Annotated in this window: 27 protein-coding genes; 11 read left to right on the top strand and 16 right to left on the bottom strand. The window is 53.4% G+C overall.

Features of this window, described 5'->3' with window-relative positions:
* Positions 1–5 precede the first annotated feature (5 nt).
* From flgC to flgL, 10 genes are all read left to right on the top strand, one after another.
* Entirely contained in the window at positions 6–410 is a 405-nt protein-coding gene (flgC, locus tag HOY33_RS02765) for a flagellar basal body rod protein FlgC (protein ID WP_172288317.1), read from the top strand.
* A gap of 10 nt (positions 411–420) precedes the next feature.
* Positions 421–1098, top strand: a complete 678-nt coding sequence (flgD, locus tag HOY33_RS02760; protein WP_172288315.1) for a flagellar hook assembly protein FlgD — start codon at positions 421–423, stop codon at positions 1096–1098.
* Positions 1099–1173: 75 nt separating this feature from the next.
* Positions 1174–2376: a flagellar hook protein FlgE gene (gene flgE / locus HOY33_RS02755; protein ID WP_172288313.1), complete on the top strand. Its 1203-nt coding sequence runs from the start codon at positions 1174–1176 to the stop codon at positions 2374–2376.
* A gap of 21 nt (positions 2377–2397) precedes the next feature.
* Positions 2398–3153: a flagellar basal body rod protein FlgF gene (locus HOY33_RS02750; protein WP_172288311.1), complete on the top strand. Its 756-nt coding sequence runs from the start codon at positions 2398–2400 to the stop codon at positions 3151–3153.
* A gap of 21 nt (positions 3154–3174) precedes the next feature.
* A complete protein-coding gene (gene flgG / locus HOY33_RS02745) occupies positions 3175–3957 on the top strand; it encodes a flagellar basal-body rod protein FlgG (protein ID WP_172288309.1) in 783 nt (260 codons plus the stop codon).
* A 35-nt stretch (positions 3958–3992) separates the two neighbouring features.
* Positions 3993–4712, top strand: coding sequence for a flagellar basal body L-ring protein FlgH (locus tag HOY33_RS02740; RefSeq protein ID WP_172288307.1), 720 nt, complete (start codon positions 3993–3995; stop codon positions 4710–4712).
* 10 nt (positions 4713–4722) lie between these two features.
* The gene (locus HOY33_RS02735; RefSeq protein WP_370541580.1) at positions 4723–5832 is read left to right on the top strand and encodes a flagellar basal body P-ring protein FlgI; all 1110 of its coding nucleotides are present in this window, start codon (positions 4723–4725) and stop codon (positions 5830–5832) included.
* Positions 5832–6803 carry a flagellar assembly peptidoglycan hydrolase FlgJ gene (flgJ, locus tag HOY33_RS02730; RefSeq protein WP_172288305.1) on the top strand — a complete coding sequence of 324 codons (972 nt, stop codon included), beginning with the start codon at positions 5832–5834 and terminating at the stop codon, positions 6801–6803. Before HOY33_RS02735 ends, flgJ begins: the two co-directional genes overlap by 1 nt.
* Positions 6804–6915: 112 nt before the next feature.
* Entirely contained in the window at positions 6916–8565 is a 1650-nt protein-coding gene (gene flgK, locus HOY33_RS02725; RefSeq protein ID WP_172288303.1) for a flagellar hook-associated protein FlgK, read from the top strand.
* Positions 8566–8608: 43 nt separating this feature from the next.
* Positions 8609–9574: a flagellar hook-associated protein FlgL gene (gene flgL / locus HOY33_RS02720; RefSeq protein WP_172288301.1), complete on the top strand. Its 966-nt coding sequence runs from the start codon at positions 8609–8611 to the stop codon at positions 9572–9574.
* Positions 9575–9659: 85 nt separating this feature from the next.
* Here the strand turns inward: flgL and fliR are convergent, their stop codons facing one another.
* The 13 genes from fliR to fliF form a co-directional block, all read right to left on the bottom strand.
* Positions 9660–10442 carry a flagellar biosynthetic protein FliR gene (gene fliR / locus HOY33_RS02715; protein WP_172288299.1) on the bottom strand — a complete coding sequence of 261 codons (783 nt, stop codon included), beginning with the start codon at positions 10440–10442 and terminating at the stop codon, positions 9660–9662.
* A gap of 2 nt (positions 10443–10444) precedes the next feature.
* Positions 10445–10714 carry a flagellar biosynthesis protein FliQ gene (fliQ, locus tag HOY33_RS02710; RefSeq protein WP_172288297.1) on the bottom strand — a complete coding sequence of 90 codons (270 nt, stop codon included), beginning with the start codon at positions 10712–10714 and terminating at the stop codon, positions 10445–10447.
* A 26-nt stretch (positions 10715–10740) separates the two neighbouring features.
* Positions 10741–11514: a flagellar type III secretion system pore protein FliP gene (gene fliP, locus HOY33_RS02705; protein WP_172288295.1), complete on the bottom strand. Its 774-nt coding sequence runs from the start codon at positions 11512–11514 to the stop codon at positions 10741–10743.
* Positions 11515–11516: 2 nt separating this feature from the next.
* Positions 11517–11927 carry a flagellar biosynthetic protein FliO gene (gene fliO / locus HOY33_RS02700; RefSeq protein WP_253906910.1) on the bottom strand — a complete coding sequence of 137 codons (411 nt, stop codon included), beginning with the start codon at positions 11925–11927 and terminating at the stop codon, positions 11517–11519.
* Positions 11927–12340 (bottom strand): flagellar motor switch protein FliN, encoded by a 414-nt coding sequence (fliN, locus tag HOY33_RS02695; protein WP_172288293.1) that lies wholly within the window; start codon positions 12338–12340, stop codon positions 11927–11929. The genes fliO and fliN overlap by 1 nt, the downstream gene beginning before the upstream one ends.
* A complete protein-coding gene (fliM, locus tag HOY33_RS02690; protein ID WP_172288291.1) occupies positions 12333–13343 on the bottom strand; it encodes a flagellar motor switch protein FliM in 1011 nt (336 codons plus the stop codon). Before fliM ends, fliN begins: the two co-directional genes overlap by 8 nt.
* Before the next feature lie 5 nt (positions 13344–13348).
* Positions 13349–13828, bottom strand: a complete 480-nt coding sequence (gene fliL, locus HOY33_RS02685) for a flagellar basal body-associated protein FliL (RefSeq protein ID WP_172288289.1) — start codon at positions 13826–13828, stop codon at positions 13349–13351.
* Positions 13829–13983: 155 nt separating this feature from the next.
* Positions 13984–15369 (bottom strand): flagellar hook-length control protein FliK, encoded by a 1386-nt coding sequence (locus HOY33_RS02680; RefSeq protein ID WP_253906909.1) that lies wholly within the window; start codon positions 15367–15369, stop codon positions 13984–13986.
* 3 nt (positions 15370–15372) lie between these two features.
* Positions 15373–15810, bottom strand: a complete 438-nt coding sequence (gene fliJ, locus HOY33_RS02675; protein ID WP_172288818.1) for a flagellar export protein FliJ — start codon at positions 15808–15810, stop codon at positions 15373–15375.
* The gene (gene fliI / locus HOY33_RS02670; protein WP_172288816.1) at positions 15810–17186 is read right to left on the bottom strand and encodes a flagellar protein export ATPase FliI; all 1377 of its coding nucleotides are present in this window, start codon (positions 17184–17186) and stop codon (positions 15810–15812) included. Before fliI ends, fliJ begins: the two co-directional genes overlap by 1 nt.
* A complete protein-coding gene (gene fliH, locus HOY33_RS02665; protein WP_172288287.1) occupies positions 17186–17893 on the bottom strand; it encodes a flagellar assembly protein FliH in 708 nt (235 codons plus the stop codon). The genes fliI and fliH overlap by 1 nt, the downstream gene beginning before the upstream one ends.
* A complete protein-coding gene (fliG, locus tag HOY33_RS02660) occupies positions 17886–18878 on the bottom strand; it encodes a flagellar motor switch protein FliG (protein ID WP_172288285.1) in 993 nt (330 codons plus the stop codon). Before fliG ends, fliH begins: the two co-directional genes overlap by 8 nt.
* Positions 18875–20581: a flagellar basal-body MS-ring/collar protein FliF gene (fliF, locus tag HOY33_RS02655; protein WP_172288283.1), complete on the bottom strand. Its 1707-nt coding sequence runs from the start codon at positions 20579–20581 to the stop codon at positions 18875–18877. The genes fliG and fliF overlap by 4 nt, the downstream gene beginning before the upstream one ends.
* A 241-nt stretch (positions 20582–20822) precedes the next feature.
* On the opposite strand from fliF, the gene fliE reads away from it, so the two are divergent.
* On the top strand, positions 20823–21140 hold the full coding sequence (gene fliE / locus HOY33_RS02650) for a flagellar hook-basal body complex protein FliE (RefSeq protein WP_172288281.1): 318 nt from the start codon (positions 20823–20825) through the stop codon (positions 21138–21140).
* A gap of 165 nt (positions 21141–21305) precedes the next feature.
* Here the strand turns inward: fliE and fliT are convergent, their stop codons facing one another.
* The 3 genes from fliT to fliD are packed head-to-tail and all read right to left on the bottom strand — an operon-like array spanning position 21306 to position 23559.
* Positions 21306–21677 carry a flagellar protein FliT gene (gene fliT / locus HOY33_RS02645; protein ID WP_172288279.1) on the bottom strand — a complete coding sequence of 124 codons (372 nt, stop codon included), beginning with the start codon at positions 21675–21677 and terminating at the stop codon, positions 21306–21308.
* A 47-nt stretch (positions 21678–21724) separates the two neighbouring features.
* Positions 21725–22135, bottom strand: coding sequence for a flagellar export chaperone FliS (gene fliS / locus HOY33_RS02640; protein WP_172288277.1), 411 nt, complete (start codon positions 22133–22135; stop codon positions 21725–21727).
* A gap of 14 nt (positions 22136–22149) precedes the next feature.
* Positions 22150–23559 carry a flagellar filament capping protein FliD gene (fliD, locus tag HOY33_RS02635; RefSeq protein WP_172288275.1) on the bottom strand — a complete coding sequence of 470 codons (1410 nt, stop codon included), beginning with the start codon at positions 23557–23559 and terminating at the stop codon, positions 22150–22152.
* Positions 23560–24076: the final 517 nt, after the last annotated feature.

Raw genomic sequence — 24076 nt, 5'->3', positions numbered from 1 at the left:
CGCCTATGTCACTACTCAATATTTTTGAAATTTCCGGCTCGGCGCTGACGGCACAGTCCCAGCGCATGAACGTAAGCGCCAGTAACCTGGCCAACGCCGACAGCGTCACCAGTGCCGACGGTACGCCATACCGGGCTAAACAGGTGGTGTTCAAGGTGGCCGCTCCCGCCGGTCAGGAGATCGGGGGTGTTCAGGTGGCTGGCGTAATTGAAGATCCGGCGCCGGACAAACTGGTCTATCAACCTGGCAATCCGCTGGCTGACGAACGGGGTTATGTTCGTATGCCGAATGTCGATGTTACCGCCGAAATGGTTAACTCCATTTCAGCCTCAAGGAGTTATCAGGCTAACGTTGAAGTCCTGAACACGACAAAAACACTCATGCAAAAAACGCTGACATTAGGCCAGTAACGGAGGGGACATGAGCATTGCTATTTCAGTTAATGAGTCGACCGATAACAGTACGGTTACCACCACCTCGTCATCAACGACCAGTAGCAGTTCGGATCTCCAGAGCGAGTTCCTGACGTTGCTGGTGGCGCAATTAAAAAATCAGGATCCCACCGATCCGATGGATAACACCGAACTCACCAGCCAGTTGGCGCAAATCAGCACGCTTAGCGGCATTGAGAAGCTCAATACCACGCTGGGTTCCATTTCCGGACAACTGGATACCAGTCAGACATTACAGGCTTCAACCCTGATCGGTCATGGCGTGCTTATTTCCGGCAACAGCATAGTGGTGGGTGAAAGCAGTTCGATTACGCCTTTTGGTATCGAGCTGGACAGCGCGGCCAGCAACGTAACGGTGACCATTAAGGATTCGAGCGGCAATGCGGTACGCACGGTGAGCCTGGGTGAGCAAAGCGCCGGGGTGCAGACATACAGTTGGGATGGCACCGATGATAGCGGCGCCGCTGTTGCCGAAGGTAGCTACAGCTATACGGTAACCGCTACGTCTTCATCCGGAGGCAGCGTAGTAGCCACGCCGCTGAAATATGCGCTGGTTTATGGCGTGAATACCAGTTCAGACGGCGCCACGCTTAATCTGGGTCTGGCGGGAACCGCATCGCTTAGCGATGTGAAGCAGATTATTTAATGTCTATTTCTCCACGTTGAACGCGGCTAACGCAGGCGTTTGGCGTAACTTACTTTATTCAAGGAGTACCCCGCTATGGGTTTTTCACAGGCGATTAGTGGCTTAAATGCCGCGTCCAGCAACCTGGATGTCATCGGTAACAACATTGCCAACTCGGAAACAACCGGTTTTAAATCGGCGTCGGTATCCTTTGCCGATATTTTCGCTTCCTCCCAGGTTGGTTTGGGGGTCAAGATAGCCTCCGTCAATCAGGACTTTAGCGACGGTACGGTTGAGTCTACCGATCGCGGTCTGGATGTGGCCATCGCCGGAACCGGCTTTTTCCGCATGACCGATGAAAATGGCTCGGTTTACTACTCACGTAATGGCGAACTGTCGCTGGATAACGAACGCAATCTTATTAACAGTAGCGGCTATTACCTGACCGGCTACGCGGCAACAGGTACGCCGCCGGCGATTAACACCGGCGCCGAACCTACGGTACTCAATATCTCCTCCAGCGACATCGCCGCTCAGGCAACTAACAGCGCGTCAATGGTACTGAACCTGAACTCCAGCGAAGATATAATTACCAGCGCCTTTGATGCGACAGATTCCAGTACCTATAGCTACTCACGTACGCTGACCTCCTATGACAGCCAGGGAAATACTCACAACATTAACCTGTATTTTGCTAAAACGGCAGATAACACCTGGAACGTCTATGGTATTGATAGCAGCGACGCCACGGCTACAGTCCAGACTCTGGGGGCGTTGGGTTTTAACAGCAGTGGCGTGTTAACCAGCGGCACTGAACTGACTATTGAAACCAATGGTATTAACGGCTCTGCGGATAATTCTTTCACTCTGGCATTCACCGGCACTACCCAGCAAAGCGCCAGCGCCAGTAGTATAAGCAGTTCAAGTCAGGATGGTTATACCGCCGGAAGCCTCTCTTCTTACACCATCAATAACGATGGCACCATCACAGGCACCTATTCCAACGGGAAAACTCAATTATTGGGTCAGATCGTTATGGCCAGCTTTGCCAATCCGCAGGGCCTGAAATCCGAAGGGGATAATGTCTGGTCATCGACCTCCTCTTCAGGCGCGGCGATTGTGGGTACCGCCGGCGTCGGGGTATTCGGGACACTTACCAGCGGTGCGCTGGAGTCGTCAAACGTCGATTTGAGTTCCGAACTGGTGAATATGATCGTTGCGCAACGCAACTACCAGTCGAACGCGCAAACGATTAAAACCCAGGACTCCATTCTGAACACCCTGGTGAACCTGCGCTAATAAACCGTACAGGATGGCTTTATGGATCACGCAATTTACACCGCTATGGGGGCGGCCAGCCAAACGCTGGAGCAGCACTCCGTTATTGCCAATAATCTGGCTAATTCGTCCACACCGGGCTTTCGGGCACAGTTGACCGCGATGCGCGCGGTGCCGGTGGAAGGGCCGACATTGCAAACGCGGACGCTGGTGGTAGCTTCAACGCCAATGGCGGATACGTCTCAGGGGCCGCTGAACTATACCGGGCGTTCTCTGGATGTGGCGCTGCAAGATCAGGGCTGGCTGGCAGTACAGTTACCGAATGGCGAAGAAGCCTATACGCGCAACGGCGGCATTCAGGTTGATGCTGAAGGACAATTGCGGATTCAGGGCTATCCCGTTGTGGGCGATGGCGGCCTGCTGGCGGTGCCCACCCAGGCGAGTATCACTATCGCGGCGGATGGCACGGTTTCAGCGTTGGGCGACGGCGACAACCCCAATACCATCGCCCAGGTGGGGGCGCTTAAGCTGGTGAGCTCGGAACCTGGGCAATTGGTGCGCGGCGATGACGGCCTTTTCCATCTAAGCGATGCGGCGCGTCAGCAGGCGGGCAACGCGTTGCCGGACGATGACGCGGTTAGAGTCATGCCCGGCGTATTGGAAGGAAGTAATGTCAACACCGTTGATGCCCTGGTTGATATGATTGGCAACTCTCGTCGTTTTGAAATGCAGATGAAGATCATCAGCAGCGTGGATCAGAATGCTGAACGCGCTAACCAGTTGCTATCCGTGAGTTAATTTATCTATTAAGGAAACACCATGATCCGCTCTCTCTGGATTGCCAAAACCGGGCTTGATGCTCAACAGACCAACATGGATGTTATTTCCAACAACTTGGCGAACGTGAGTACCAATGGGTTTAAAAGACAGCGGGCGGTATTTGAGGATCTGCTGTATCAGACCGTTCGTCAGCCTGGCGCTCAGTCGTCGGAACAAACTACGTTACCCTCCGGTTTACAACTGGGTACCGGCGTCCGTCCAGTGACGACCGAGCGTTTACACAGCCAGGGTAACTTGGAGCAAACCGAAAACAGCAAGGATGTGGCCATCAACGGGCAGGGGTTTTTTCAGATCCAGTTACCGGATGGCACGACTGCCTATACGCGCGATGGTTCTTTCCAACTGGATGCCAACGGTCAGTTGGTAACCTCCAGCGGCTATTCGGTACAGCCAGCGATTACCATTCCTGATACCGCCTTAACCATGACGGTGGCGCGTGACGGCGTGGTTAGCGTGACGCTACAGGGACAAACCGCGGCCAGTCAGGTCGGGCAACTGACGCTCAGTACCTTCATTAACCCTACCGGGTTGCAAAGTCTGGGCGAAAATCTGTATCAGGAAACGGAGAGTTCCGGCGCGCCTACCGAATCCACGCCGGGGCAAAATGGTGCGGGGCTGCTGTACCAGGGCTACGTTGAAACCTCGAACGTCAACGTTGCCGAGGAATTGGTCGATATGATCCAGGTTCAACGCGCGTATGAAATCAACAGTAAAGCCGTGTCGACCTCCGATGCTATGTTGCAACGCTTAACACAGCTCTGATCAATCTCTGGCATAAAAAGAACATAAGGTTAAGCATGTTGTGTTGTTGGACCTCAAAGCCTTTATTACGGAAAAGGCGATTAAGCTGGCCGTTGCTGGCGGTGATGATTTTAAGCGGGTGTGCATACATTCCGCATAAATCGTTGGTGGAGGGTGAAACCAGCGCGTCGCCTGCGCCAGCCCAGCTGTATGCCACCAACGGTTCTATTTTCCAGTCGGTGCAGCCGATGAACTATGGCTATCAGCCATTGTTTGAAGATCGTCGGCCGCGCAATGTCGGCGATATCCTGACGATTACCCTACAGGAAAACGTCAGCGCCAGTAAAAGCTCATCGGCGAATGCCAGCCGCGATGGTTCCACCGCTGTGGGGTTTTCGGTCGTACCGACGGCACTAAGCGGATTGCTGGGTAACGGCAAAGCAGACCTGACCGCCTCGGGCACTAACGATTTTGAGGGAACCGGCGGGGCCAGCGCACAGAATACCTTCTCGGGCACCATCACCGTGACGGTTAGCGATGTTCTGACTAATGGCAATTTGAAAGTGATAGGTGAAAAGCAGATTGCCATTAACCAGGGCGCTGAATATATCCGTTTTTCCGGCATAGTGAATCCAAGAACAATCACAGGAAGTAATTCAGTTGTCTCAACCCAGGTAGCCGATGCCAGAATCGAATACGTTGGGAAAGGTTATATTAATGAAGCGCAGAACATGGGATGGCTGCAACGATTCTTCCTTAACATTGCACCGTTCTAAGAGGTTTATTATGTCAATGTATCGTCAACTGATTATGTACGCATTTTTTACGCTGGCGCTGACTTCATCCGCAACGGCGGAACGGTTGCGTGATTTGGTTGACATTCAGGGCGTGCGGGATAACCCGCTGATTGGTTATGGCCTGGTGGTCGGCCTGGATGGAACCGGCGATCAGACCACCCAGACGCCGTTTACTACGCAAAGTCTGACCAACATGCTCTCTCAGCTAGGGATTACCGTCCCCAGCGGGACCAATATGCAACTGAAAAATGTGGCGGCGGTGATGGTAACCGCTACCTATCCGCCTTTTGCTCGCGCCGGGCAAAAAATCGACGTGGTGGTTTCCTCTTTGGGCTCGGCTAAAAGCTTGCGTGGGGGAACCCTGCTGATGACGCCATTGAAGGGCGTTGACAACCAGGTTTATGCCTTGGCTCAGGGTAACTTACTGGTAGGGGGCGCCGGCGCTTCATCCGGCGGCAGTCAGGTTAAGGTTAACCAACTTTCCGGCGCCAGAATAAATAATGGTGCGATTATCGAAAGAGAACTTCCCAGCACTTTTGGCAGTTCGAACCGGATCAGTCTGCAATTGAAGCAGGACAATTTTAGTCTTGCACAACGTATCAGCGACGCTATCAACCGCCAGAATACCATGGGCACCGCTCAAGCGCTGGATGGCCGCACGGTGGAGGTCGTACTGCCGCAAAGCAATACTCAGCAGGTGCGTTTTCTGGCACAAATACAGGACATCCACGTGGATGTCGGGGAAATTGATGCCAAAGTCATCATTAATTCCCGTACCGGCTCAGTAGTTATGAACCGGAATGTCATGCTGGACTCCTGCGCGGTGGCGCAGGGCAACCTGTCCGTTGTGGTAGATAATCAGCAAGCGGTCAGCCAGCCGGACACGCCTTTCGCGGGCGGCCAGACCGTGGTAACGCAACAGACCGAAATCTCCGTGCGGCAGGAGGGCGGCTCCTTGCAGCGCGTTAACGCCAGCGCCAATTTAAATAATGTGGTGCGGGCGATGAATGCGTTGGGCGCCACGCCAATGGATTTGATGTCGATCCTCCAGGCAATGCATAGCGCAGGCTGTCTGAAAGCGGAAGTGGAGATCATTTAATGTTACCGCCTAGCAACCTGATGGAGCAGGCCTCGGCGGCCTACGATGTACAATCCGTGAGTGGATTGCGCCGCGAGGCTGTGCAGAATACGCCTGGGGCATTGCATAAAGTAGCCCAGCAGGTTGAAGGATTGTTCGTCAATATGATGTTGAAGAGCATGCGTAATACTCTGCCTCAGGATGGTCTGCTGAGCAGCGACCAGACGCGTATGTTTACCAGCATGTATGATCAGCAGATAGCCCAGAATTTGTCGACCAAAGGCTTGGGGCTGGCGGACATGATGGTCAAACAATTGAGCCGTCAAGCGGCTGCGGAGCCGGGTGAAGAGGCGGGCAAAACGCCGATGCCATTGGGACCGGAGCGGTTGGCGAGTTCGACCATGCCGCCGGCCCTTATCGGTGAATTTATCCGTCGCAGCCAGTTGGAAAACGCCGCGCAGGAAAATAACGCCGTTGGTTATTCGGCAACGGGCAGCGCGTCTTTTGCCGAGCGTCTGTCGGTGCCGGCGATGATAGCCAGTTTGCAGAGCGGCATCCCTCATCACCTGATTATGGCTCAGGCGATGCTGGAGTCTGGATGGGGTAAACGAGAAATTACCACCAGTGACGGCAAAACCAGTCACAATATTTTTGGGGTAAAAGCCGGCGGCAACTGGGACGGTGAGATAACATCTGTAATGACCACGGAATACAAGGATGGTCAGTCTTATAAACTGAAGCAGGATTTCAGAGTATACGATTCCTATCTGCACGCGTTGAACGATTACATTACGCTGCTGACGAAAAATTCCCGCTACAAAGAGGTGTTGCAGGCGAATAGTGCGGAACAGGCGGCCTATGCGCTACAGAAAGCAGGTTATGCCACGGATCCGAACTATGGCCGCAAACTGGTGCAGATTATTGAACAAATCCGCAGTTCGGCCCAGAAAGCGGCGCAGGCTTATACACATGATTTAAACACCTTATTTTAAATTTTTATCACCATCTTTACCTGAGTTCTCCTCAAGTTTTGTTCCCGGACGCCGATAAACAGAATAGACGAAGCGTTATCGGGTTTTCCCGATGGCAGAAGAAGGAAATATAATGGCCAGCTCTTTGATTAACATTGCATCTTCAGGCCTGAAGGCGGCAAATCTTGCGTTAAGCACCACATCAAATAATATTGCCAACGCCAATACCGACGGTTATAACCGTCAGAGCGTCAGCCTGGCGGAAAGCGCGGGAACGACGACCAGCTATGGTACTGTGGGTACCGGGGTGAAGATCCTGACGGTCGATCGCGCATACGACGCGCTGGTCGTGGCGCAGCTGCGCTCATCGACGGCTAGTTATCAGTCGATCAATGCCTATTACGAGCAAATTTCCCAGGTGGATAATCTGTTGTCCGACAGTGAAAACAGTCTTTCCACCATTATGTCCTCCTTCTTCTCCGGCCTACAGTCGCTGACGGAAAACGCCAGCGATACTTCGGCGCGCCAAACGGTAATCAGCAGCGCACAAAGCCTGGTCAACCAGTTTGTCAGCGCGGATAACTATCTGCGTGAAATGGATAGCTCGATTAATCAGCAACTGTCGACAAACATTGATTTGGTCAATAACTACGCCTCACAGATCGCCGATATCAACCAGCAAATAACCCGTTTGGGCAGCAGCGGTACTTCTGCCAATGATTTGCTGGATCAACGCGATCTGTTAATTGATAACCTGAATAAACTGGTTGGCGTCACGGTCAGTACCCAGGACAGCAACGTCATTAATGTCAGCCTTTCCAACGGGCAGACGCTGGTTCAGGGAGATACCGCCTATCAGTTGACCGCGGTTGCCTCCAGTACGGATACCTCCCGTATTACCATTGCTTATGATAACGGCATCGGCGATCCAGTCGAAATAGATGAGGGTACGCTGACCGGCGGCAGCATCAGCGGGCTATTATCCTTTCGCAGCGACGTACTGGACAGCGCGCGCGATCAGCTTGGGCTGGTGGCGTTGACCCTGGCGGACAGTTTTAATACCCAGCACCAAGCCGGCGTGGATTTAAAGGGCGCTGCGGGAACCGAATTCTTCAGCTTCTCTTCGCCTGCGGTAGCCGGCAGCACCAAAAATAGCGGCACCGCCACGCTTTCCGCCGCTTATACCGATACCAGCGCGGTGAAAGCCAGTGATTACTCAGTGAGCTATGATGGCTCCGCCTGGAAGGTGACGCGCGTGTCCGATAACGCCAGTATAACGGTGGACAGCGACACCGACGTTGACGGCAATACCACCTTAAGCTTTGATGGACTGACGATCACCGTGAACGGCGACGCGGCGGCGGATGACAGTTTTGTCGTCAATACCGTCAGCGATGTCGTCAACAGTTTATCCGTCAGCATAACGGATGTCGCGTTGATTGCGGCCGGTAGCGGCGGCGGTGAAAGCGATAATAGCAACGCATTGGCATTACTGGATTTGCAAAATCAAAATCTGATTGGCGGCAATGCGACCTTTAACGATGCCTACGCTTCCCTGGTCAGTGATATCGGCGTCAAAGCGCAAAGCGCGGAAACCAATCGTACGGTGCAATCCAGTATTGTCGATCAGCTTACTGAAAAACAGCAGTCTATTTCAGGTATTGATCTGAATGAAGAATATATCGATTTGACGCGTTATCAGCAGTATTACCTGGCCAATGCGAAGGTACTGTCTACTGCAAGTACTATTTTTGATTCATTACTGTCGGCAGTGAATAACTGATTCTCGCCCGCATACGGCATAAATTCAGCAAGAGGACGATCCCATGCGTCTTAGCACCATGAACAGTTACCAGACGTTGATTAATAATATCAACGAGGTCAATAGCAAGTTTCAGAATACCGCCTTACAAATGGCGTCAGGGAAAAGTGTCAATTCGCCATCAGACGATCCGATAGCCGCCTCTCAGGCGGTTATTCTGGCGCAGACTCAGGCGGCCAGCAGCCAATATACCGCGGCGCGTACCAGCGCAAGCAGTAGTTTGAATCTGGAAAGTACCATACTGGAGCAGGTTGTTGACGTGGTGCAAAGTATTCAGACGCTGGTGGTGAAAGCGGGGAATACCACTTACAGTGATGCGGATCGCCAGTCAATGGCCACCGAATTGCAGGGATATAAAGATCAACTGCTATCTCTGGCCAACAGTACGGACAGCAACGGTAATTATGTTTTTGCCGGTTATGCAACGAATACCGCGCCTTTTACCGCCGATGCCGATGGCAATGTCAGCTACGTGGGAGGCGATACGGCAATCAGCCTGAAAGTGGATTCAAGCCGTACGCTAACCATCGGCAACACCGGCAGCAGCGTATTTATGACGCTGGCGGCCGGTTTTACCACCGAGCCTGATGGTTCCGACAGCGAAAGCAATATCTTCAATACCATTGATTATGCGCTGGAAGCCCTGAGTATGTCGCTGAACGAAAGCACCGACGCAGACACCGAGGCTTATACCGCATTGATGGACAAAGCCAATCGCGGACTCGGAAATTCGCTGGATAATGTGCTCACTGTGCAGGCGGAAGTCGGAAGTAAAGTTAACGAATTGACCACGCTGACTACCATCGGCAGTTCGCGGGATATTTTATACTCGGATCGAATGAGTTCATTGGTCGAGGCCGACCCGATCGCCACCTATTCTTCCTTTATTTTACAACAGACGACATTGCAGGCAGCGCTGCAAGCCTTCTCCGGTATGAAAGATTTATCATTATTCCAGATTAACGGATAAAGCGTTTACGTAATTTAAATGTGCTACAAACCGGGCACATTTTTTATGTGTGTCATCGTAATGATGACACACATTTTTTTATCCATTAGGATGGCAAATCTGACAATATATTGGCCAGCAAATCGAAGATTTCGCCAAATACATGTTCGGCGAAAGGGGCAATCAGGGGAAGCAGTAATCCGATGGTTAATATCCCTACGGTCAGCGTAACGGGAAAACCAATAACAAAGACGGATAACTGCGGTGAAACCCGGTTTAATATCCCGAGCGCCATATTAATCACCAGCAGCAGCGTGATGATGGGCAAAGCCAACATGAGTCCGTTAATAAAAATGATGCCGCCGGCTCTGGCTATGGATAGAAAAACGTTGGCATTTAACGGCCCGCCGCCGATGGGGAGCGTGTGAAAGCTATCGGCTAGTAGAGAAATCAGCCATAAATGGCCGTCAAAGGTCAGAAACAGCATCATTGCCAGCAGATTCAGGAACCGTGCTAATACCGGCATATTCGGACCGCCGGAAGGGTCGAAGAAGGTGGCGAAAGATAGCCCCATCTGCAGGCCAATCACTTCACCGGCATGGCGGAAAATAGCAAACGCCAACTGCATGGTGAGTCCCAACGTAATACCGATAAGCATCTGCTGCAAGAGTAGCCAGAACCCTGCGGCGGAAAAAATAGGCGTTGGATTAAATTCGATATGCGGAGCAATAAGAAAGGTTATCAGCAGGGACAGACCAATTTTCACCCGAAAGTTGATCTCCCGTTCGCTAAGTATCGGCGCGGTCGCCACTAGCGCCAGCAGTCTGACGAAAGGCCAGAAATATTGCACCAACCATTCAGCGTACGACTGGCTATTTAATTCAATCATGGCTAACCGATAAGGGTCGGCAGATTGCTGAAAAGCGTTCTCATATAATCAAGGATCAGACTGAGCATCCAGGGTCCGGCGATAAGAATGGCGACAAATACGGACAATATCTTGGGAATAAAAGAGAGCGTCATTTCATTAATCTGCGTTGCCGCCTGCAACAGGCTGACGATCAATCCGCTAAACAGCGCGGAAAGCAACAGCGGCGCAGCCAGCAACAAGGCGATTTTCATCGCTTCATAGCCGAGAGCCATTACCGATTCTGGTGTCATGCTCTTTTCCCCACACTATTTTTAGATCAACTATAAAAACTCTGAGCCAGGGAACCCAGAAGGAGCTGCCAACCGTCAATAAGCACGAACAGCATCAGTTTAAACGGCAGCGATACCGTCGCCGGCGGCACCATCATCATCCCCAGCGCCATCAGGACGCTGGCAACCACCAGATCGATAATAAGAAAAGGAATAAATACGGTAAAACCGATCTGAAACGCGGTTTTCAATTCACTGGTGACGAAAGACGGCAACAATACGCGCATGGGAACGGCTTCCGGGCCTTCCGGTGCCGGGATATTGGCCAGGCGGGTAAATAGCGCTAAATCGGCTTCGCGCGTTTGACGCAGCATAAATTCGCGCAACGGCTGGGCGCCGCGTTCGATCGCTACCTCCATACTGATGCTGTCCTGGCTAAACGGAAGGTAGGCGTCTTGATAAATCTTGGTCAGCACCGGCGACATAATGAAAAACGTCAGAAAAAGGCTCAGCCCCAGCAGTATCTGATTCGGCGGCGCCGAAGGGGTGCCCAGCGCATTACGCAACAGGCTGAGCACTATGATGATACGGGTAAAGCTGGTCATCATCAGCAGCGCAGCCGGAATAAACGTCAGCGACGTCAGTAGAACCAGAGTCTGAACCGGTAACGTCCAGCTTTGCCCTCCATTCGGCAGCGGCTGGCTCACTAATCCCGGCAACTGGGCAAAAACGGCGGGAGACAGCAGCAGTAAACTGCCGGCGACCGGGTAGGCCAACCCGCGGGACGCTTTCAATAAACGGGATGATAGACGTTGGATCATATTCATTCCGGCTTTTCCGGACGCTTTAATACTTTTTGCAACAACCGGGCAAACTCCATTGGCTTTGCCTGAGCGGATTCGACGCTATCCTGCGGCCGGGCGGGCAGCGTGTGCAGCAGGGTAACGTTTTGCGTGGTCACGCCTAACACCAGCCAACTGTCATCCACTTCAACAATCACCACTCTTTCCCGCTGACCGACCTGACATGCCGAAACCACCTTGAGCAATTTATTGGACTTGGTCTGCGGGGCAAAACCCAGTTTACGCATTAGCCAGGCAATCAAAAGAATGAACAGCAGGATCCCGCCAAGTACGCCGCCGACCTGCGTCAGCAGCATACCACCGGTCAAGGGAGCTTCGGCCGGGACGGTCGACAGTGCAGTCTGGGAAGATGATGGAAGCGAGTTCAGCATTAGCGGCTCAAGCGACGCATACGTTCGGTCGGAGTAATGATATCCGTAATACGGACGCCATATTTATCCGCTACAACCACCACTTCCCCCTGGGCGATCAGATATCCGTTAATCAGGATGTCCAGCGGTTCGCCGGCCAATCCGTCCAGGGCGACGACCGACCCCTGGGATAAACGCAGGAGCTCCTTAATCGTCATCTTGGTGCGGCCCAGTTCGACCGTAAGTTTGACCGGAATATCCAGGATAAGATCGATGTCATGCAGCGAACCGATACCGTCCTGCACATCCAGTGCGTTGAAAACGCCGTCGGTACTGGCGGTGGTTTTTTCTGCGGCTTGTTGCTCGTTAAACGCATCAGCCCACAGATCGTCCACTGAATCCTTTTCTTCGGACGGGTTCTTGTTGTCACTCATGGGGCTGTTCCTCATCATTCAGAGAATTCAATATGGGGTTAATTAAATGTTCCACACGCAAGGCATATTGCCCGTTCAGCGTGCCGTATTGCCCGGTCAGCACTGGAACGCCGTCAACGTGGGCAATTAATCTTTCCGGTTTATCAATCGGCAGTACGTCGCCGGGCTGCAATTTGAGTACCCGCGACAGGCGTAAAGGAATATCGACAAAATTGGCTATCAGTTCCAGCTCTGAATGTTGTACCTGTTTGGTCAGGGTTTCCCGCCAGCTTTGGTCTTCCCGCTGCGAGTTTTCCAACGGCGGATTCACCAGCAATTCACGCAGCGGCTCAATCATCGCGAAAGGAATACAGATGTTAAATTCGCCGGTCAGCGAACCAATTTCAACGTGAAAAGGCGTGGTTACTACAATATCGTTAGGGGAGGTGGTGATATTGGTGAACTTTACCTGCATTTCGGAGCGAACGTACTCTATATCGAGTTTATAGATGGCGTTCCAGGCATCGCTATAAGCCTCCAGCGCCAGACGTAGCATACGCTTCACAACACGCTGTTCCGTATGGGTAAATTCACGACCTTCGACCTTGGTAGGGAATCGGCCGTCGCCGCCAAATAGGTTATCGACGGCGATAAACACCAGGCTTGGCGAAAAAACAAATAGAGCCGTACCGCGCAGCGGCTTGAGGTGAATCAGGTTCAGGTTGGTCGGCACCGGAAGGTTACGGGCAAACTCATGATAAGGCTGGATCTTTATCGCCCCGACGGTAATATCCGGGCTTCGTCTTAACAGGTTGAACAACCCCATGCGAAACTGGCGGGCAAAACGCTCGTTAATAATTTCCAACGCCTGTAAACGTTCCCGCACGACGCGGCGTTGCGTATTGGGATCGTAGGGCCTGACATCCCCATCGGTTCCGGAGGCGACATCCGGTTTTTCGCCGCCATCGCTGTCACCGTTCAGTAGTGCGTCAATTTCTGCCTGAGAAAGAATGCTATCGCCCATAATATTTATCGCAGTATAAAAGCAGTGAACAGAACATCAGTAACGATCAGATTCGGTTGACCAGGAACCAGTGGTGTACTTAGAACCTGTTTAATGTCCTCCACCAGTTTCTGTTTCCCCTGCTCTTGAGCCAGCTCGATCGCATTCTGGCGGGAAAGCAGCAACAGTAGTCTGCTGCGTACTTCGGGCAAATAGTTATTTAACTGACTGCGCGTCGCCTCATCCGGCAAACGCAGGGTAAAACCGACATACAGTACCCGGTCAGGGTCGTTGTCTGGGTTGACCAGATTAACCGTAAACGTATCCAACGGCATAAAAACCGGCTCTGGCGGCGGAGGCGCTACCTGCTCGGCGGCGGCAGATTTTTGCTGATGTAAAAACCACCAGCTTACGCCCGCCGCGGTGCCGCCGGCAAAGAGGATAATAAGCAAAACGATAAGCCAAACAGAGCGTTTACGTCCTGACGGGAGTGCATTTTCAGACATAGCTAAAGATAATTCCTGTGACTATTGATATCCAGTGCAGAATAGCAGCGCTCTGAATTAATGCGTAATATCAATGATTATCCCGTCAATTCCGGCCATCAATAGCGGGAATAGACCAAGAAAATCGCGTTAACTTGTGCGTTTACTCACACAGGTCAGGCAAAAATATCTACTCTGCCAGAGAGGGCGGCCACATCGGCGACCGATGCTGTTTGAACGACTGTCTGCGCCCCAATGCCTTCATTCAATAGGCTTTGCTCGGCGCTTCCACTCTGGAATTGCTGCTGTTCCTGCTGCTGCCACCCTGGCGAGGCATCACTGCCCACACTGGCTTGCCCTAAGTTGATGCCGCTTTCCGCCATTGAGGTGCGCAGATGGGGGAGGGCTGCCTCCATCGCCGCTCTTACCTGGCTGTTTGCCGATACCAGATGCAGATGGGCCTGGTTGTCATCCAACTTGAGACTGATTTGCAATGCCCCCAGTTCCTGCGGGTGCAGTCGCAGTTCCGCATTTTGCTGACCGTTGCGGGTAAACATAATCACCTGCTGGCTGACGGCCTGTTGCCATTCGTCGCTGCCCAACTGCGCGTTGATCTGCGCGGTTATCGTTGGCGCTATTGATGCGCTGGTCTGAATTGCCGGTGCTTGCGCACTTACGGATACCGGTTGCTGTACGGCAACGGTCGCGGTGGATAACGACTGATTGCCGGCGGGCTGCGCGTCGTGCTGACCGGCCGAAGTAAATGATGCGGCGTCAGACCCGGCTCTGAGCGAGGTTTCTTGCTGTAGAGCCTGTGTGCGGCTCTTTACATCGGCGATGGCTTCGTTATGTTCGGATAGACTACGGCCGGAGAGCGAAGATTTGGATTGCGAGGCCGTGGTGGCCGATGGCAGCGTATCGGGCGCATTATCTTCCGCCAGAAAGGCGCTGTTATCCACTGCCGTGGCTGATGCTTTCGCCTGCGTTACGGGCGCCAGTATCGCTGCGGTTGCCGCCTGCTCAGTACCTTCCGCGGCGACGCTGGCCGCCGGAACCGACGTACTCGCCGGCGTCTGGCTAGCCTGGATCATCGAAACCAGCAATTGGGTCGCTTCATCCGCCGTCGCCGGACTCTGCCCGACCGCTACCGCCGTAGAGCCGTCAGCGGTGGGTAAAGCTATTTTACTCTCACTCTGCATACCGGCAGCAACGAAAGAAAGCGCGACATCCGCGCTGGCGGCATCGACGTTCTCATCCTGCGTTGATTTTTTGCTCTTATGGAAAGATACATTTTCCGCGGCGACTTCCGTCAATGCCTGTTCGGCGCTGCCGCTGGCCTGAGCAACCTCCGCGCCCTGCGGCTCGGCGCTATCCGCCTGATTTTTATCCGACGTTTTTTCTTCCTTCACCGCGGTTTTCTGACTATTGTTCAGCGTAGACGCAAGAACCCGATCGAAACTTTGCTCTGGTGCAGAAAAATCGGGAATACCACTATTCACAACGTTTTGGTCAACACGTTGATTGTCATTTGTAGTAATCATGGTGACAGTGGACAGATTCATAAATTATTTCCTCAACGAGGTACGTTGTGCAAACTCATCCATCAGTTTTTGTTCGCGACGGTTTTCCTGCCGCACCAGCTTCTGCGTGGCTCGTTCCTGCAATGTGACAAAAGCGTTCAGACGTTGCTGTTTTGCCTGCCAGGCTTGAATCGCCTGCTGCAAGCGCTGATTCCATAGCGTCAACTGTTGCCGATGTTGCTCGATCGCTTTTTCAAGCGTTTGTATAAATTGTTGATAATTATGCCAATTGCTAGAGGCGATGCCGCTTCCCAGATTATTTTGCAATTGCTGCCTATAATCGTCCTCATATTGCAGCAACATGTCGAGCTGTTTTTGCGCTTGAAGATGCGACTGGCGAACTTTACCCAGTAGTACGGCTGCTTCGTCCGCATCTTTTTGCGCCAGATCGCGTAATGTTTCCATCGGCGATTCACTTTTCATCATGCGCCCCTATCTGTCTGGAAAAGCATATCCAGATTCTGCCGCGCCGTTTCATAGTCGCAGCGTTCAAACATGCCCTGCTGCAAAAAAGCCTCCAACTGCGGATACAGTTGAATCGCCCGATCCAACATCGGATCGCTGCCGCTGGCATAGGCTCCCACGCTGATAAGGTCGCGATTGCGCTGATAGCTGGATAACAATTGCTTAAACTGACGTACCGTGGCGTAGTGGCGCTCGTCGATCAGCGACGTCATGGCGCGGCTGATCGACGCTTCGATATCGATGGCCGGATAATGGCCGGACTCTGCCAACTGACGAGACAGAACAATGTGTCCGTCAAGAATGGCGCGAGCGGAATCGGCTATCGGATCCTGCTGGTCGTCCCCTTCGGTCAGCACAGTATAAAATGCGGTGATGGAGCCGCCGCCATGTATACCGTTACCCGCGCGTTCCACCAGCGCCGGGAGCTTGGCAAAAACGGAGGGCGGATAGCCTTTGGTCGCCGGTGGTTCGCCAATCGCCAAGGCGATTTCGCGCTGGGCCATGGCATAGCGGGTCAGGGAGTCCATAATCAACAAGACGTGCTGGCCCCGATCGCGGAAATCTTCGGCAATGCGCGTGGCATAGGCCGCGCCCTGCATGCGCAGCAGGGGAGACACATCCGCCGGCGCGGCAATGACCACTGAACGAGCCAGCCCTTCGCTGCCGAGAATATTTTCAATAAAATCCTTCACTTCCCGACCGCGTTCGCCGATAAGCCCCACCACGATAACATCCGCCTGGGTGTAACGGGCCATCATCCCCAACAGCACGCTCTTACCCACGCCGGAGCCGGCAAATAGCCCCATACGCTGGCCGCGGCCGACGGTCAACAACGCGTTGATGGCGCGTACTCCAACGTCCAGAACATGTTCAATCGCGGTACGCTGCAAGGGATTGAATGGTGCGGTAAGCAACGGCGCGCGATAACCTGTTTCCGGGGCAGGAAAACCGTCCAGCGGTTTAGCGCTGCCGTCCAGCACTCTGCCGAGCAGTTCGGGTCCCAACGGCAATTGTTTCCCCTGTGGGGTGCCCTCAAGGCTTTGCCGGGCATAGACTCGCGCGCCTGGCGTAATGCCTTCAACTTCTTCCAGCGGCATCAGAAACAGACTCTGCCCTTTAAAGCCGACTACTTCGCTTTCAACCTCTTCGGTCTGATGACCGTTTTGCCGCTCGATAAAACAGGTCGCGCCCAACGGCAGATGCAGCCCCGTGGCTTCAAGGACTAACCCGGTCGCTCGCGTCAGGCGGCCGTAGCGACGTACGGACGGCGTAGCGGCAATGCGCTTTTCAAGCACATCCAGCGACGAGATCCAGCGAGCGAGGCGTTGCGTCATCATAGCTCTCCCGGTGCCGCAAGGTGGCACAGCTCCTGCCAGCGGGTCGCCAGGCTGGCGTCGAGATCGCCCTCTTCGGCACTGACTTTGCATCCGCCGGGGTGAAGCTGATTATCCGCCAGCAGACGCCAACCGTGCAGGCTTAGCGTTGGGCCGAGAGCCTGCTCGATACGTTCGAGATCGGCCGGGTGCACGCGTAGCTGAGGCTTGCCGCTTAACATGGGTTCCTGCTGAATCAACTGCTGAATCTGATTGAGCAGGGCGGTGCCGTCGCAGACCGGAGGCTGTCCCAGAATTTGTTTGGCGGCCGTCAGCGCCAACTGCATCAGCCGGGCGGGAATAACGCTGTCCAGCGCGTCAAGCGTTTGCTGGAATTCGGTGACCATCTGCTGCAACTGCTCGGTCAGCGGCTGTTGCTGCTGGTGAGCATCCTGTAACCCCTGTTGTTGACCGGCTGTCAATCCAGCCTGATAACCGGCATCGTACCCCTGTTTTTGTCCCTGACTAAAACCCGTCTGATAAGCTTCCTGCTGAACACGGTCACGCAATATTTGCAGTTCGTCAACGGGTTGAACAACCGCGTCCGCCGCCTCCGTTCGCTCATCCGCGTCGCTGGATGGCGATTCCGGCGCTGGCGAGACTGGCGGCGCGGCGAAGTCGTCCAGTGTCCAGCGTTGCCATGGTTGATCGTTCAGGGCATCAGACATAGGTATCCTCGCCGCCGCCGATAATTATCTCGCCGCTGTCGGCCAGACGGCGAACGATAAGCAGAATGGCTTTCTGTTCGGTTTCCACCTGCGACATCCGCACCGGCCCGCGGGTGGTTAGGTCGTCGCGCAAAATTTCGGCCGCCCGTTGCGACATATTGCGCAGGAATTTTTCGCGCAGCGGTTCGTCTGCGCCTTTCAGCGCCAACAGCAGCGATTCGGATTCCACTTCCTGCAATAGCCGCTGAATACTGCGGTCGTCCACGTCGACCAGATTCTCGAACAGGAACATTTCGTCGATAATTTTTTGTGCCAGCTCGCCGTCGAATTCGCGTACCGCTTCAATAACCGCTTCTTCCTGCTGCGCTTTCATCAGGTTGATAATCTCAGCGGCGGTGCGCACACCGCCCATCTTGCTGCGCTTGAGGTTTTGCCCGTCAAGCAAACCGTTCAGCACTTCGGTCAGTTCGGCCAGTGCGGCAGGCTGCACCCCGCCAAAGGTGGCGATACGCAGCATAACGTCGTTGCGCAGGCGCTCATCGAACAACGCCAGAATATCGGCGGCCTGCGCGCGCTTCAGATGCACCAGAATGGTGGCGATAATCTGCGGATGCTCATCACGAATCAGATCGGCGGCGCTTTGCGGTTCCATAAAGTTAAGGGTTTCCATACCCGAGGTGGTTTCACGGCTCTCCAGTATGTCTTCCAACAGGCTGGAGGCGCGCTCTTCACCTAACGCCTTGACCAGCACGGAACGCAGATAATCGCCCGCATTGACGCTCAGCGCGGCGTACTGTTCGGCATCCACTTCGAACTCTTTCAGCACTTCTGTCAGTTGCTGATGGGAAACCTGACGCATATTGGCCATGGATGCGCTCAGATGCTGGACTTCACGCGTAGAGAGGTGAGTAAACACATCCGCCGCACGATCTTCGCCGATCGTCATCAATAAGATGGCGCTTTTTTCCGTTCCAGTCAGACTCATAGTTCACTACCCATCCATTGACGTATTACCAAGGCGACAACGCGCGGGTCATTTTCGGCCAGATCGCGGATGCGCTGGCTTTGCAATTCGGCGCTGACACGCTGTTGCGATTTTCTTTGCAGTTCTACTTCCGATGTGCTCAGGTTCACGACCACATCATCTTTTCCGCCTTTACCCATAGTGGCGGCAGCCAGCGCCGCCTCTTGTTGCTGCGTTTTCTTCTGCAACTGCGGACGCACCAGCTTGCGCCATAATATCCAGGCGACAATCAGCACCAGCAGCCAGCGGCCGGCATTAATCAGCAGATCGAAGAAGGCCTGCTGCTGCCAGAATGGAAGCTCGCTGCCGCCCTCGGTTGACTGGGTAAAGGGCGTATTGACCACGTTGATTGAATCGCCGCGTTCGCTGCTGAACCCCATGGCTTCGCGGGTCAGATCTTCGATCTGTTTCAACTGCGCGTCGGTTAGGGCGGCGGGTTGACCCTCTTCACCTGCCGGCAGATAGTTGACCACCACCGCTACGGATAGACGCTGTACCGTTCCGGCACTCTGCTTGGTGTGGCGGATGGTGCGATCTACCTCATAGTTGGTGGTTTCGTCGCGGCGGGTATTGCCGGGCAGGCTAGTGGCAGCGGTTTGGGCGGTTGTTGCGTTATTTTGTTGCCCGGCCTGATTAGCGGCATTATTGTTTGCATTGGCCGCAGGCGTGGTAATCGGAGCGACAGGTGCGGGGGAGGGCTGGTTGGACAGCGCCCCGGGCACGCCGCCAGAATTTGCCCCGCCGCGTTGTTCACTTTGGCTGAGTTGCTGCGAGCGAATCGCGGCTTTTTCCGGCGCCTGATTAGGCTGATACTGCTCGTCGGTCTGTTCCCGGCTGGCGAAATCCAACTGAGCCGTTACCTGTGCATGAACGTTGCCGGTCCCGACCATCGGCGACAGGATGGCTTCAATACGGCGCTGATAGCGGCTTTCCACTTCATTGGTGTATTTCAACTGCGCGGCGTTCAGATCGCGGCCAGTGCCGTCGGATTGCGTCAGCAAACGGCCGTTCTGGTCCACCACGGTGACGTTATCGGGCGGAAGGCCGGCCACGCTGCCGGATACCATATAGGCGATGGCATTGATTTGCCCCTCATCCAGCGCCCGTCCCGGATACAGATTCAGAGTAACGGATGCGGAGGGCGCCTTTTGCTCGCGCACGAACAGCGAAGGTTTCGGCATGGCCAGATGGACCCGGGCATTTTGCACCGGTCCCAGGGTTTCAATGGTACGGGATAATTCACCTTCCAGCGCCCGCTGGTAGTTAATCTGCTCGCTAAACTGGCTGATGCCGAATTTTTCCTGATCGAGCAATTCGAATCCAACCGCGCCGCCTTTGGGTAACCCCGATTGTGCCAGACGCAAGCGGGTTTCATGCACCTTATCGGCCGGAATTAATAATGCCCCGCCACCTTCAGCGAAGCGGTAGGGGATATTCATCTGAGTCAACTGTTGTACAATGGCTCCGCCATCGCGATCGTTCAGATTGCTGTACAACACCCGATAGTCCGGACTCTTCGCCCACAGGGCCAGTGCGGTAATAATGGCAATGGCTGCCGCGGCCGCTATTAATAAAGGTATTTTAGGGTTGGCCCGTAAGCGACTGAGCAGCGCTGTCAATCCATCACTACCTTTTGAGAGTGGGCTGCTTTTCACGGAGCTCATGCAATATTCCTGATGGTAAACATCTTGATAATTATTAGTAACAACAAAACAGACTCCCTGATGAGCTATAACGTTATTCGCATCAACAATGGCTGCCTCCAATGGGGAGGAATGACATTATTTCCTTGTAGGTACACTTTCGATGGCTGAATTAGCTGTGTTTTTTATAGCTATTTAGCGCGTTAGAAGACGCAATAATCTGGTATGGTTTCATCATGATTTAATTTGTAGTGGTAACGAAATGTCAATTCAGGGTATAGAGTCCGTAGTGCAGCAGTTGCAGGCAACCGCGATACAGGCGCAGGCAGGTGGCGGCGTCTCATCGAATGTGAGCAATGGTGGGTTTGCCGCTGAGCTGAAGTCCGCCCTTGACAAAATCAGCACGCAGCAACAGGCGGCGCGTACTCAGGCGCAGGATTTTGAACTGGGCAAGCCCGGCATAGCGCTTAATGATGTGATGGTTGATTTGCAAAAATCCTCTCTTTCATTACAGATGGGTATTCAGGTAAGAAATAAGCTGGTCTCGGCTTACCAGGAAGTTATGAATATGACAGTGTAATACCGATAAGCGATTATCTGGTTAATCCGTATTACCCTGAAAAATGCCATTCCTGCCCTATACCATCGTCTCTTTCCCTTATTCTCCGCTGCCTTAGGCGGGGTCTGCGTTTGCTGGCGCGGGAGATGTCTGTCTTTCAAGCCGCCGTAAGCGGCGTCTGTCTGGTTAACTTATATCTCCCGGCAACATAGACTCATCATCAGCAAATTTATGGTAAGCCTGATTCACCGACTTTTGCCGTGATGACGTCCCGATCAGCGTTTTTAGCTCTTCCATCCGCTCTTTAAGCAAGCGGCTGATTTCGCTTTCATTATGCAGAATCTGTTGCAGGCAATCCTGGATCTGCTGCTGTTCTGATAACGTCGTCTTATCGGTCTGCTCTTCGGTGATGGCGGGCAGTTCATTGATGGCATTAACGTACAGTTGTTCCAGTTCGATCAACTTCTCCCAGTCAGCCTGCTGCGCCAGCTGAAGCATGTTAATGCTAATGTCTAATATACTTTTATAGCCGCTCAGCATGGATTGACTGACGTGCATTACATTTTCCTTGTGTAAAACGCGATAAAACTACAGGAATGTTTATATTAGCCGGCCTTTGCCTGCTCCGGCGTATCCTCGCCAATTTCTTTCCAGGAATCGGCGATGCCGCGCAGCAACTCGATAATCTGCGCCAACGTATCACGGTCATTGTATAAATTTACGTGCAGCAGTTTCCGCACCATATAATCGTAAAGCTGGGCCAGATTCTGGCTGATTTCACCGCCTTTTTGCATATCCAGCGAGGCCTGCAACCCGCTGCTGATAATTTTGATCGCTTTGGTGATGGCATTGCCTTTGGCAACCGTATCGCCCTGCTGAATAAAGATATCGGCGCGCATCAACGCGCTTAATGCCCCGTCGAACAGCAGCGTAATCAGTTTGTGCGGGCCGGCGCTCATCACGCTGCTTTCCAATCCGACTTTGGCATAGGCCTGAGAGCCGTACATCGTTGACATGGTGAACTCCAAAATTAACTGTTGCTGCTGGATGTCAGCGCTTCAAACTGGTTGGTCAGATAGGTACTCAGCGTACTCATTTCCGACATCAACACGTCCAGCTTAACAAACTGGGTTTTGTAGCGGGCCATGGTGGACTCGATGCTGGTCTGCACCTTGGTGTACTGCTTGCTCAGGTTGCTGAGCATATCGGTGATATCTTCTTTCGCCTGGGCGATGGTGCCTTTGGTAGCGGTAAAGGTGTCCACTTTGGCCACCATTTGCGTCGCCAGCCCGGTGGTTTTGCCATCGCCGACGAAAAAGTCGCTGACCGCCGACGAGTTCTCGGTCAGGGTGTTGATCAGGTCGGTATCGTTGACGGATAACGTGCCGTCGCTTTTCAGCGTAATACCCAGCTCATTGACCACCTTAAACGTGTCGCTGCTCTGTGCGGTGCTTAATAACGATTTAAGCTGATTTTTTACCGAACGCAGCACCGAATCACCGGAAAGCACGCCGGTATCCTGTTCGGGATCGGAGAGGGTGGTAAACGCGGTCTGCAGGGTATTATAGGCGGTCGCCCAGGCTTTAATGGCGCTGGTGGCGTCGGTAATGCTTTTACTGATGGTCAGCGTTTCCGCCGCGCTGGAGGTCGAAGTCAGCGTTAGCGTCACGCCCTCGGCCGGCACATCGGTAACGGTATTGCTGCTACGCTCAATCGCCACGCCGTTAACGGTCAATTTGGCGTTTTGCGCGGCAACGGATTCGGTGCGGGTGGTGCTGGTATCGCCGAGAATGCTTTCCAGCGCGCTGTCGTTGCTGCTGATGGCGATAGTATTGGCTTCACCGGTTTCATTGGAGGTGATGGTCAACTGGTAGCTGCTATCGCCGGACTGCACAATGCTGGCGGTAACGCCGGCGTTGGCTGAGTTAATCGCACTGGCGATGCCGGTCAGAGTGGTCTGATCGTCGGTCAGGCTGATGCTCACCGCACTGCCGGTACCGACGGTAATGCTTAAGGTGCGATCGCTTAGCCCGCTGGTGCCCAGTTGAGTAGTTTTGCTGTCTTGAGTTTCTGTGACCAGCGTTTGCGCGGTTGCCAACTGGGTTACGTTAACGCTGTAGCTGCCGGAGGTGGCGGAAGAACTGACTTCAGTGGTAAACGCGGTATTGGTGGAGGTTTTTTTGGCGTTAAACAGATCGCTGTCGGTCAGTTTTGCCGTGGCGGTGGAATAGGTTTCCAGCGCCGTCTGCAGCGCCTCATAGGCGTCGGATTTATCCTGATAGGCGGTCTGTTTATTGCTGATGACCGTCAGCTTCTGTTCTTCCACGGCCTGCATGGATTCCAGCAGCGAGGACAGATCCAGGCTGGAACCCACGCCGAGTCCCAGCGTCGATGTCAGCGACCCGATAGTAGATGTAGTAGAGGCGATGGTGGTTGCCATAAATCCATACTCCTGATGAGTGACGTTTAAATCCAGTTTTGTGGTTATCGGCAGCATGGAATAAAAATTTACCTGAAAGAAAAAATATCGTTGCCGTTAATAAGCAAACTGATGATGGCTTTATCGGGCTATTAACAGAAGAGTACGGCGCGGATCTGCGATATGTCTGCTTTTTCGGTCGTGCTCGGAGGTTTCCGCCAACGGCCGCAAATACTGTGTTAAGCACTCGCAGTCAGGCCACTTTCCCCATCATGTCTGCGAAGGCACTGGGGAATCCCTATAAAAATACCTTGTTTGTATCTTTATATTTAGCATGCTGATATTAAATATAAATTCAGTCTTTAAGCTGTTCACCCTACGGCGTAAAAAATTACGCTGAGGTGGCGACCCCGCGAATGCGCCGCAGGACGCGGCGCAAGCCAGTGCCGCGTCGGACAAAAACGCCGGGAGCGTTTTTGAACAGCACTTGTGCTGGCCCGTTAGGGCGAGCCCCATGGATGGGGCGAGTATGCCGCGT

The organism is Brenneria sp. hezel4-2-4 (assembly GCF_013155275.1).
GTDB lineage: Bacteria > Pseudomonadota > Gammaproteobacteria > Enterobacterales > Enterobacteriaceae > Brenneria.
This window is presented reverse-complemented; position numbering and strand designations above follow the sequence as displayed.

Coding starts and splice junctions, on each gene's coding strand:
- flgC (WP_172288317.1), top strand. CDS start 6: ATGTCACTACTCAATATTTTTGAAATTTCCGGCTCGGCGCTGACGGCA.
- flgD (WP_172288315.1), top strand. CDS start 421: ATGAGCATTGCTATTTCAGTTAATGAGTCGACCGATAACAGTACGGTT.
- flgE (WP_172288313.1), top strand. CDS start 1,174: ATGGGTTTTTCACAGGCGATTAGTGGCTTAAATGCCGCGTCCAGCAAC.
- HOY33_RS02750 (WP_172288311.1), top strand. CDS start 2,398: ATGGATCACGCAATTTACACCGCTATGGGGGCGGCCAGCCAAACGCTG.
- flgG (WP_172288309.1), top strand. CDS start 3,175: ATGATCCGCTCTCTCTGGATTGCCAAAACCGGGCTTGATGCTCAACAG.
- HOY33_RS02740 (WP_172288307.1), top strand. CDS start 3,993: ATGTTGTGTTGTTGGACCTCAAAGCCTTTATTACGGAAAAGGCGATTA.
- HOY33_RS02735 (WP_370541580.1), top strand. CDS start 4,723: ATGTCAATGTATCGTCAACTGATTATGTACGCATTTTTTACGCTGGCG.
- flgJ (WP_172288305.1), top strand. CDS start 5,832: ATGTTACCGCCTAGCAACCTGATGGAGCAGGCCTCGGCGGCCTACGAT.
- flgK (WP_172288303.1), top strand. CDS start 6,916: ATGGCCAGCTCTTTGATTAACATTGCATCTTCAGGCCTGAAGGCGGCA.
- flgL (WP_172288301.1), top strand. CDS start 8,609: ATGCGTCTTAGCACCATGAACAGTTACCAGACGTTGATTAATAATATC.
- fliR (WP_172288299.1), bottom strand. CDS start 10,442: ATGATTGAATTAAATAGCCAGTCGTACGCTGAATGGTTGGTGCAATAT.
- fliQ (WP_172288297.1), bottom strand. CDS start 10,714: ATGACACCAGAATCGGTAATGGCTCTCGGCTATGAAGCGATGAAAATC.
- fliP (WP_172288295.1), bottom strand. CDS start 11,514: ATGATCCAACGTCTATCATCCCGTTTATTGAAAGCGTCCCGCGGGTTG.
- fliO (WP_253906910.1), bottom strand. CDS start 11,927: ATGCTGAACTCGCTTCCATCATCTTCCCAGACTGCACTGTCGACCGTC.
- fliN (WP_172288293.1), bottom strand. CDS start 12,340: ATGAGTGACAACAAGAACCCGTCCGAAGAAAAGGATTCAGTGGACGAT.
- fliM (WP_172288291.1), bottom strand. CDS start 13,343: ATGGGCGATAGCATTCTTTCTCAGGCAGAAATTGACGCACTACTGAAC.
- fliL (WP_172288289.1), bottom strand. CDS start 13,828: ATGTCTGAAAATGCACTCCCGTCAGGACGTAAACGCTCTGTTTGGCTT.
- HOY33_RS02680 (WP_253906909.1), bottom strand. CDS start 15,369: ATGAATCTGTCCACTGTCACCATGATTACTACAAATGACAATCAACGT.
- fliJ (WP_172288818.1), bottom strand. CDS start 15,810: ATGAAAAGTGAATCGCCGATGGAAACATTACGCGATCTGGCGCAAAAA.
- fliI (WP_172288816.1), bottom strand. CDS start 17,186: ATGACGCAACGCCTCGCTCGCTGGATCTCGTCGCTGGATGTGCTTGAA.
- fliH (WP_172288287.1), bottom strand. CDS start 17,893: ATGTCTGATGCCCTGAACGATCAACCATGGCAACGCTGGACACTGGAC.
- fliG (WP_172288285.1), bottom strand. CDS start 18,878: ATGAGTCTGACTGGAACGGAAAAAAGCGCCATCTTATTGATGACGATC.
- fliF (WP_172288283.1), bottom strand. CDS start 20,581: ATGAGCTCCGTGAAAAGCAGCCCACTCTCAAAAGGTAGTGATGGATTG.
- fliE (WP_172288281.1), top strand. CDS start 20,823: ATGTCAATTCAGGGTATAGAGTCCGTAGTGCAGCAGTTGCAGGCAACC.
- fliT (WP_172288279.1), bottom strand. CDS start 21,677: ATGCACGTCAGTCAATCCATGCTGAGCGGCTATAAAAGTATATTAGAC.
- fliS (WP_172288277.1), bottom strand. CDS start 22,135: ATGTCAACGATGTACGGCTCTCAGGCCTATGCCAAAGTCGGATTGGAA.
- fliD (WP_172288275.1), bottom strand. CDS start 23,559: ATGGCAACCACCATCGCCTCTACTACATCTACTATCGGGTCGCTGACA.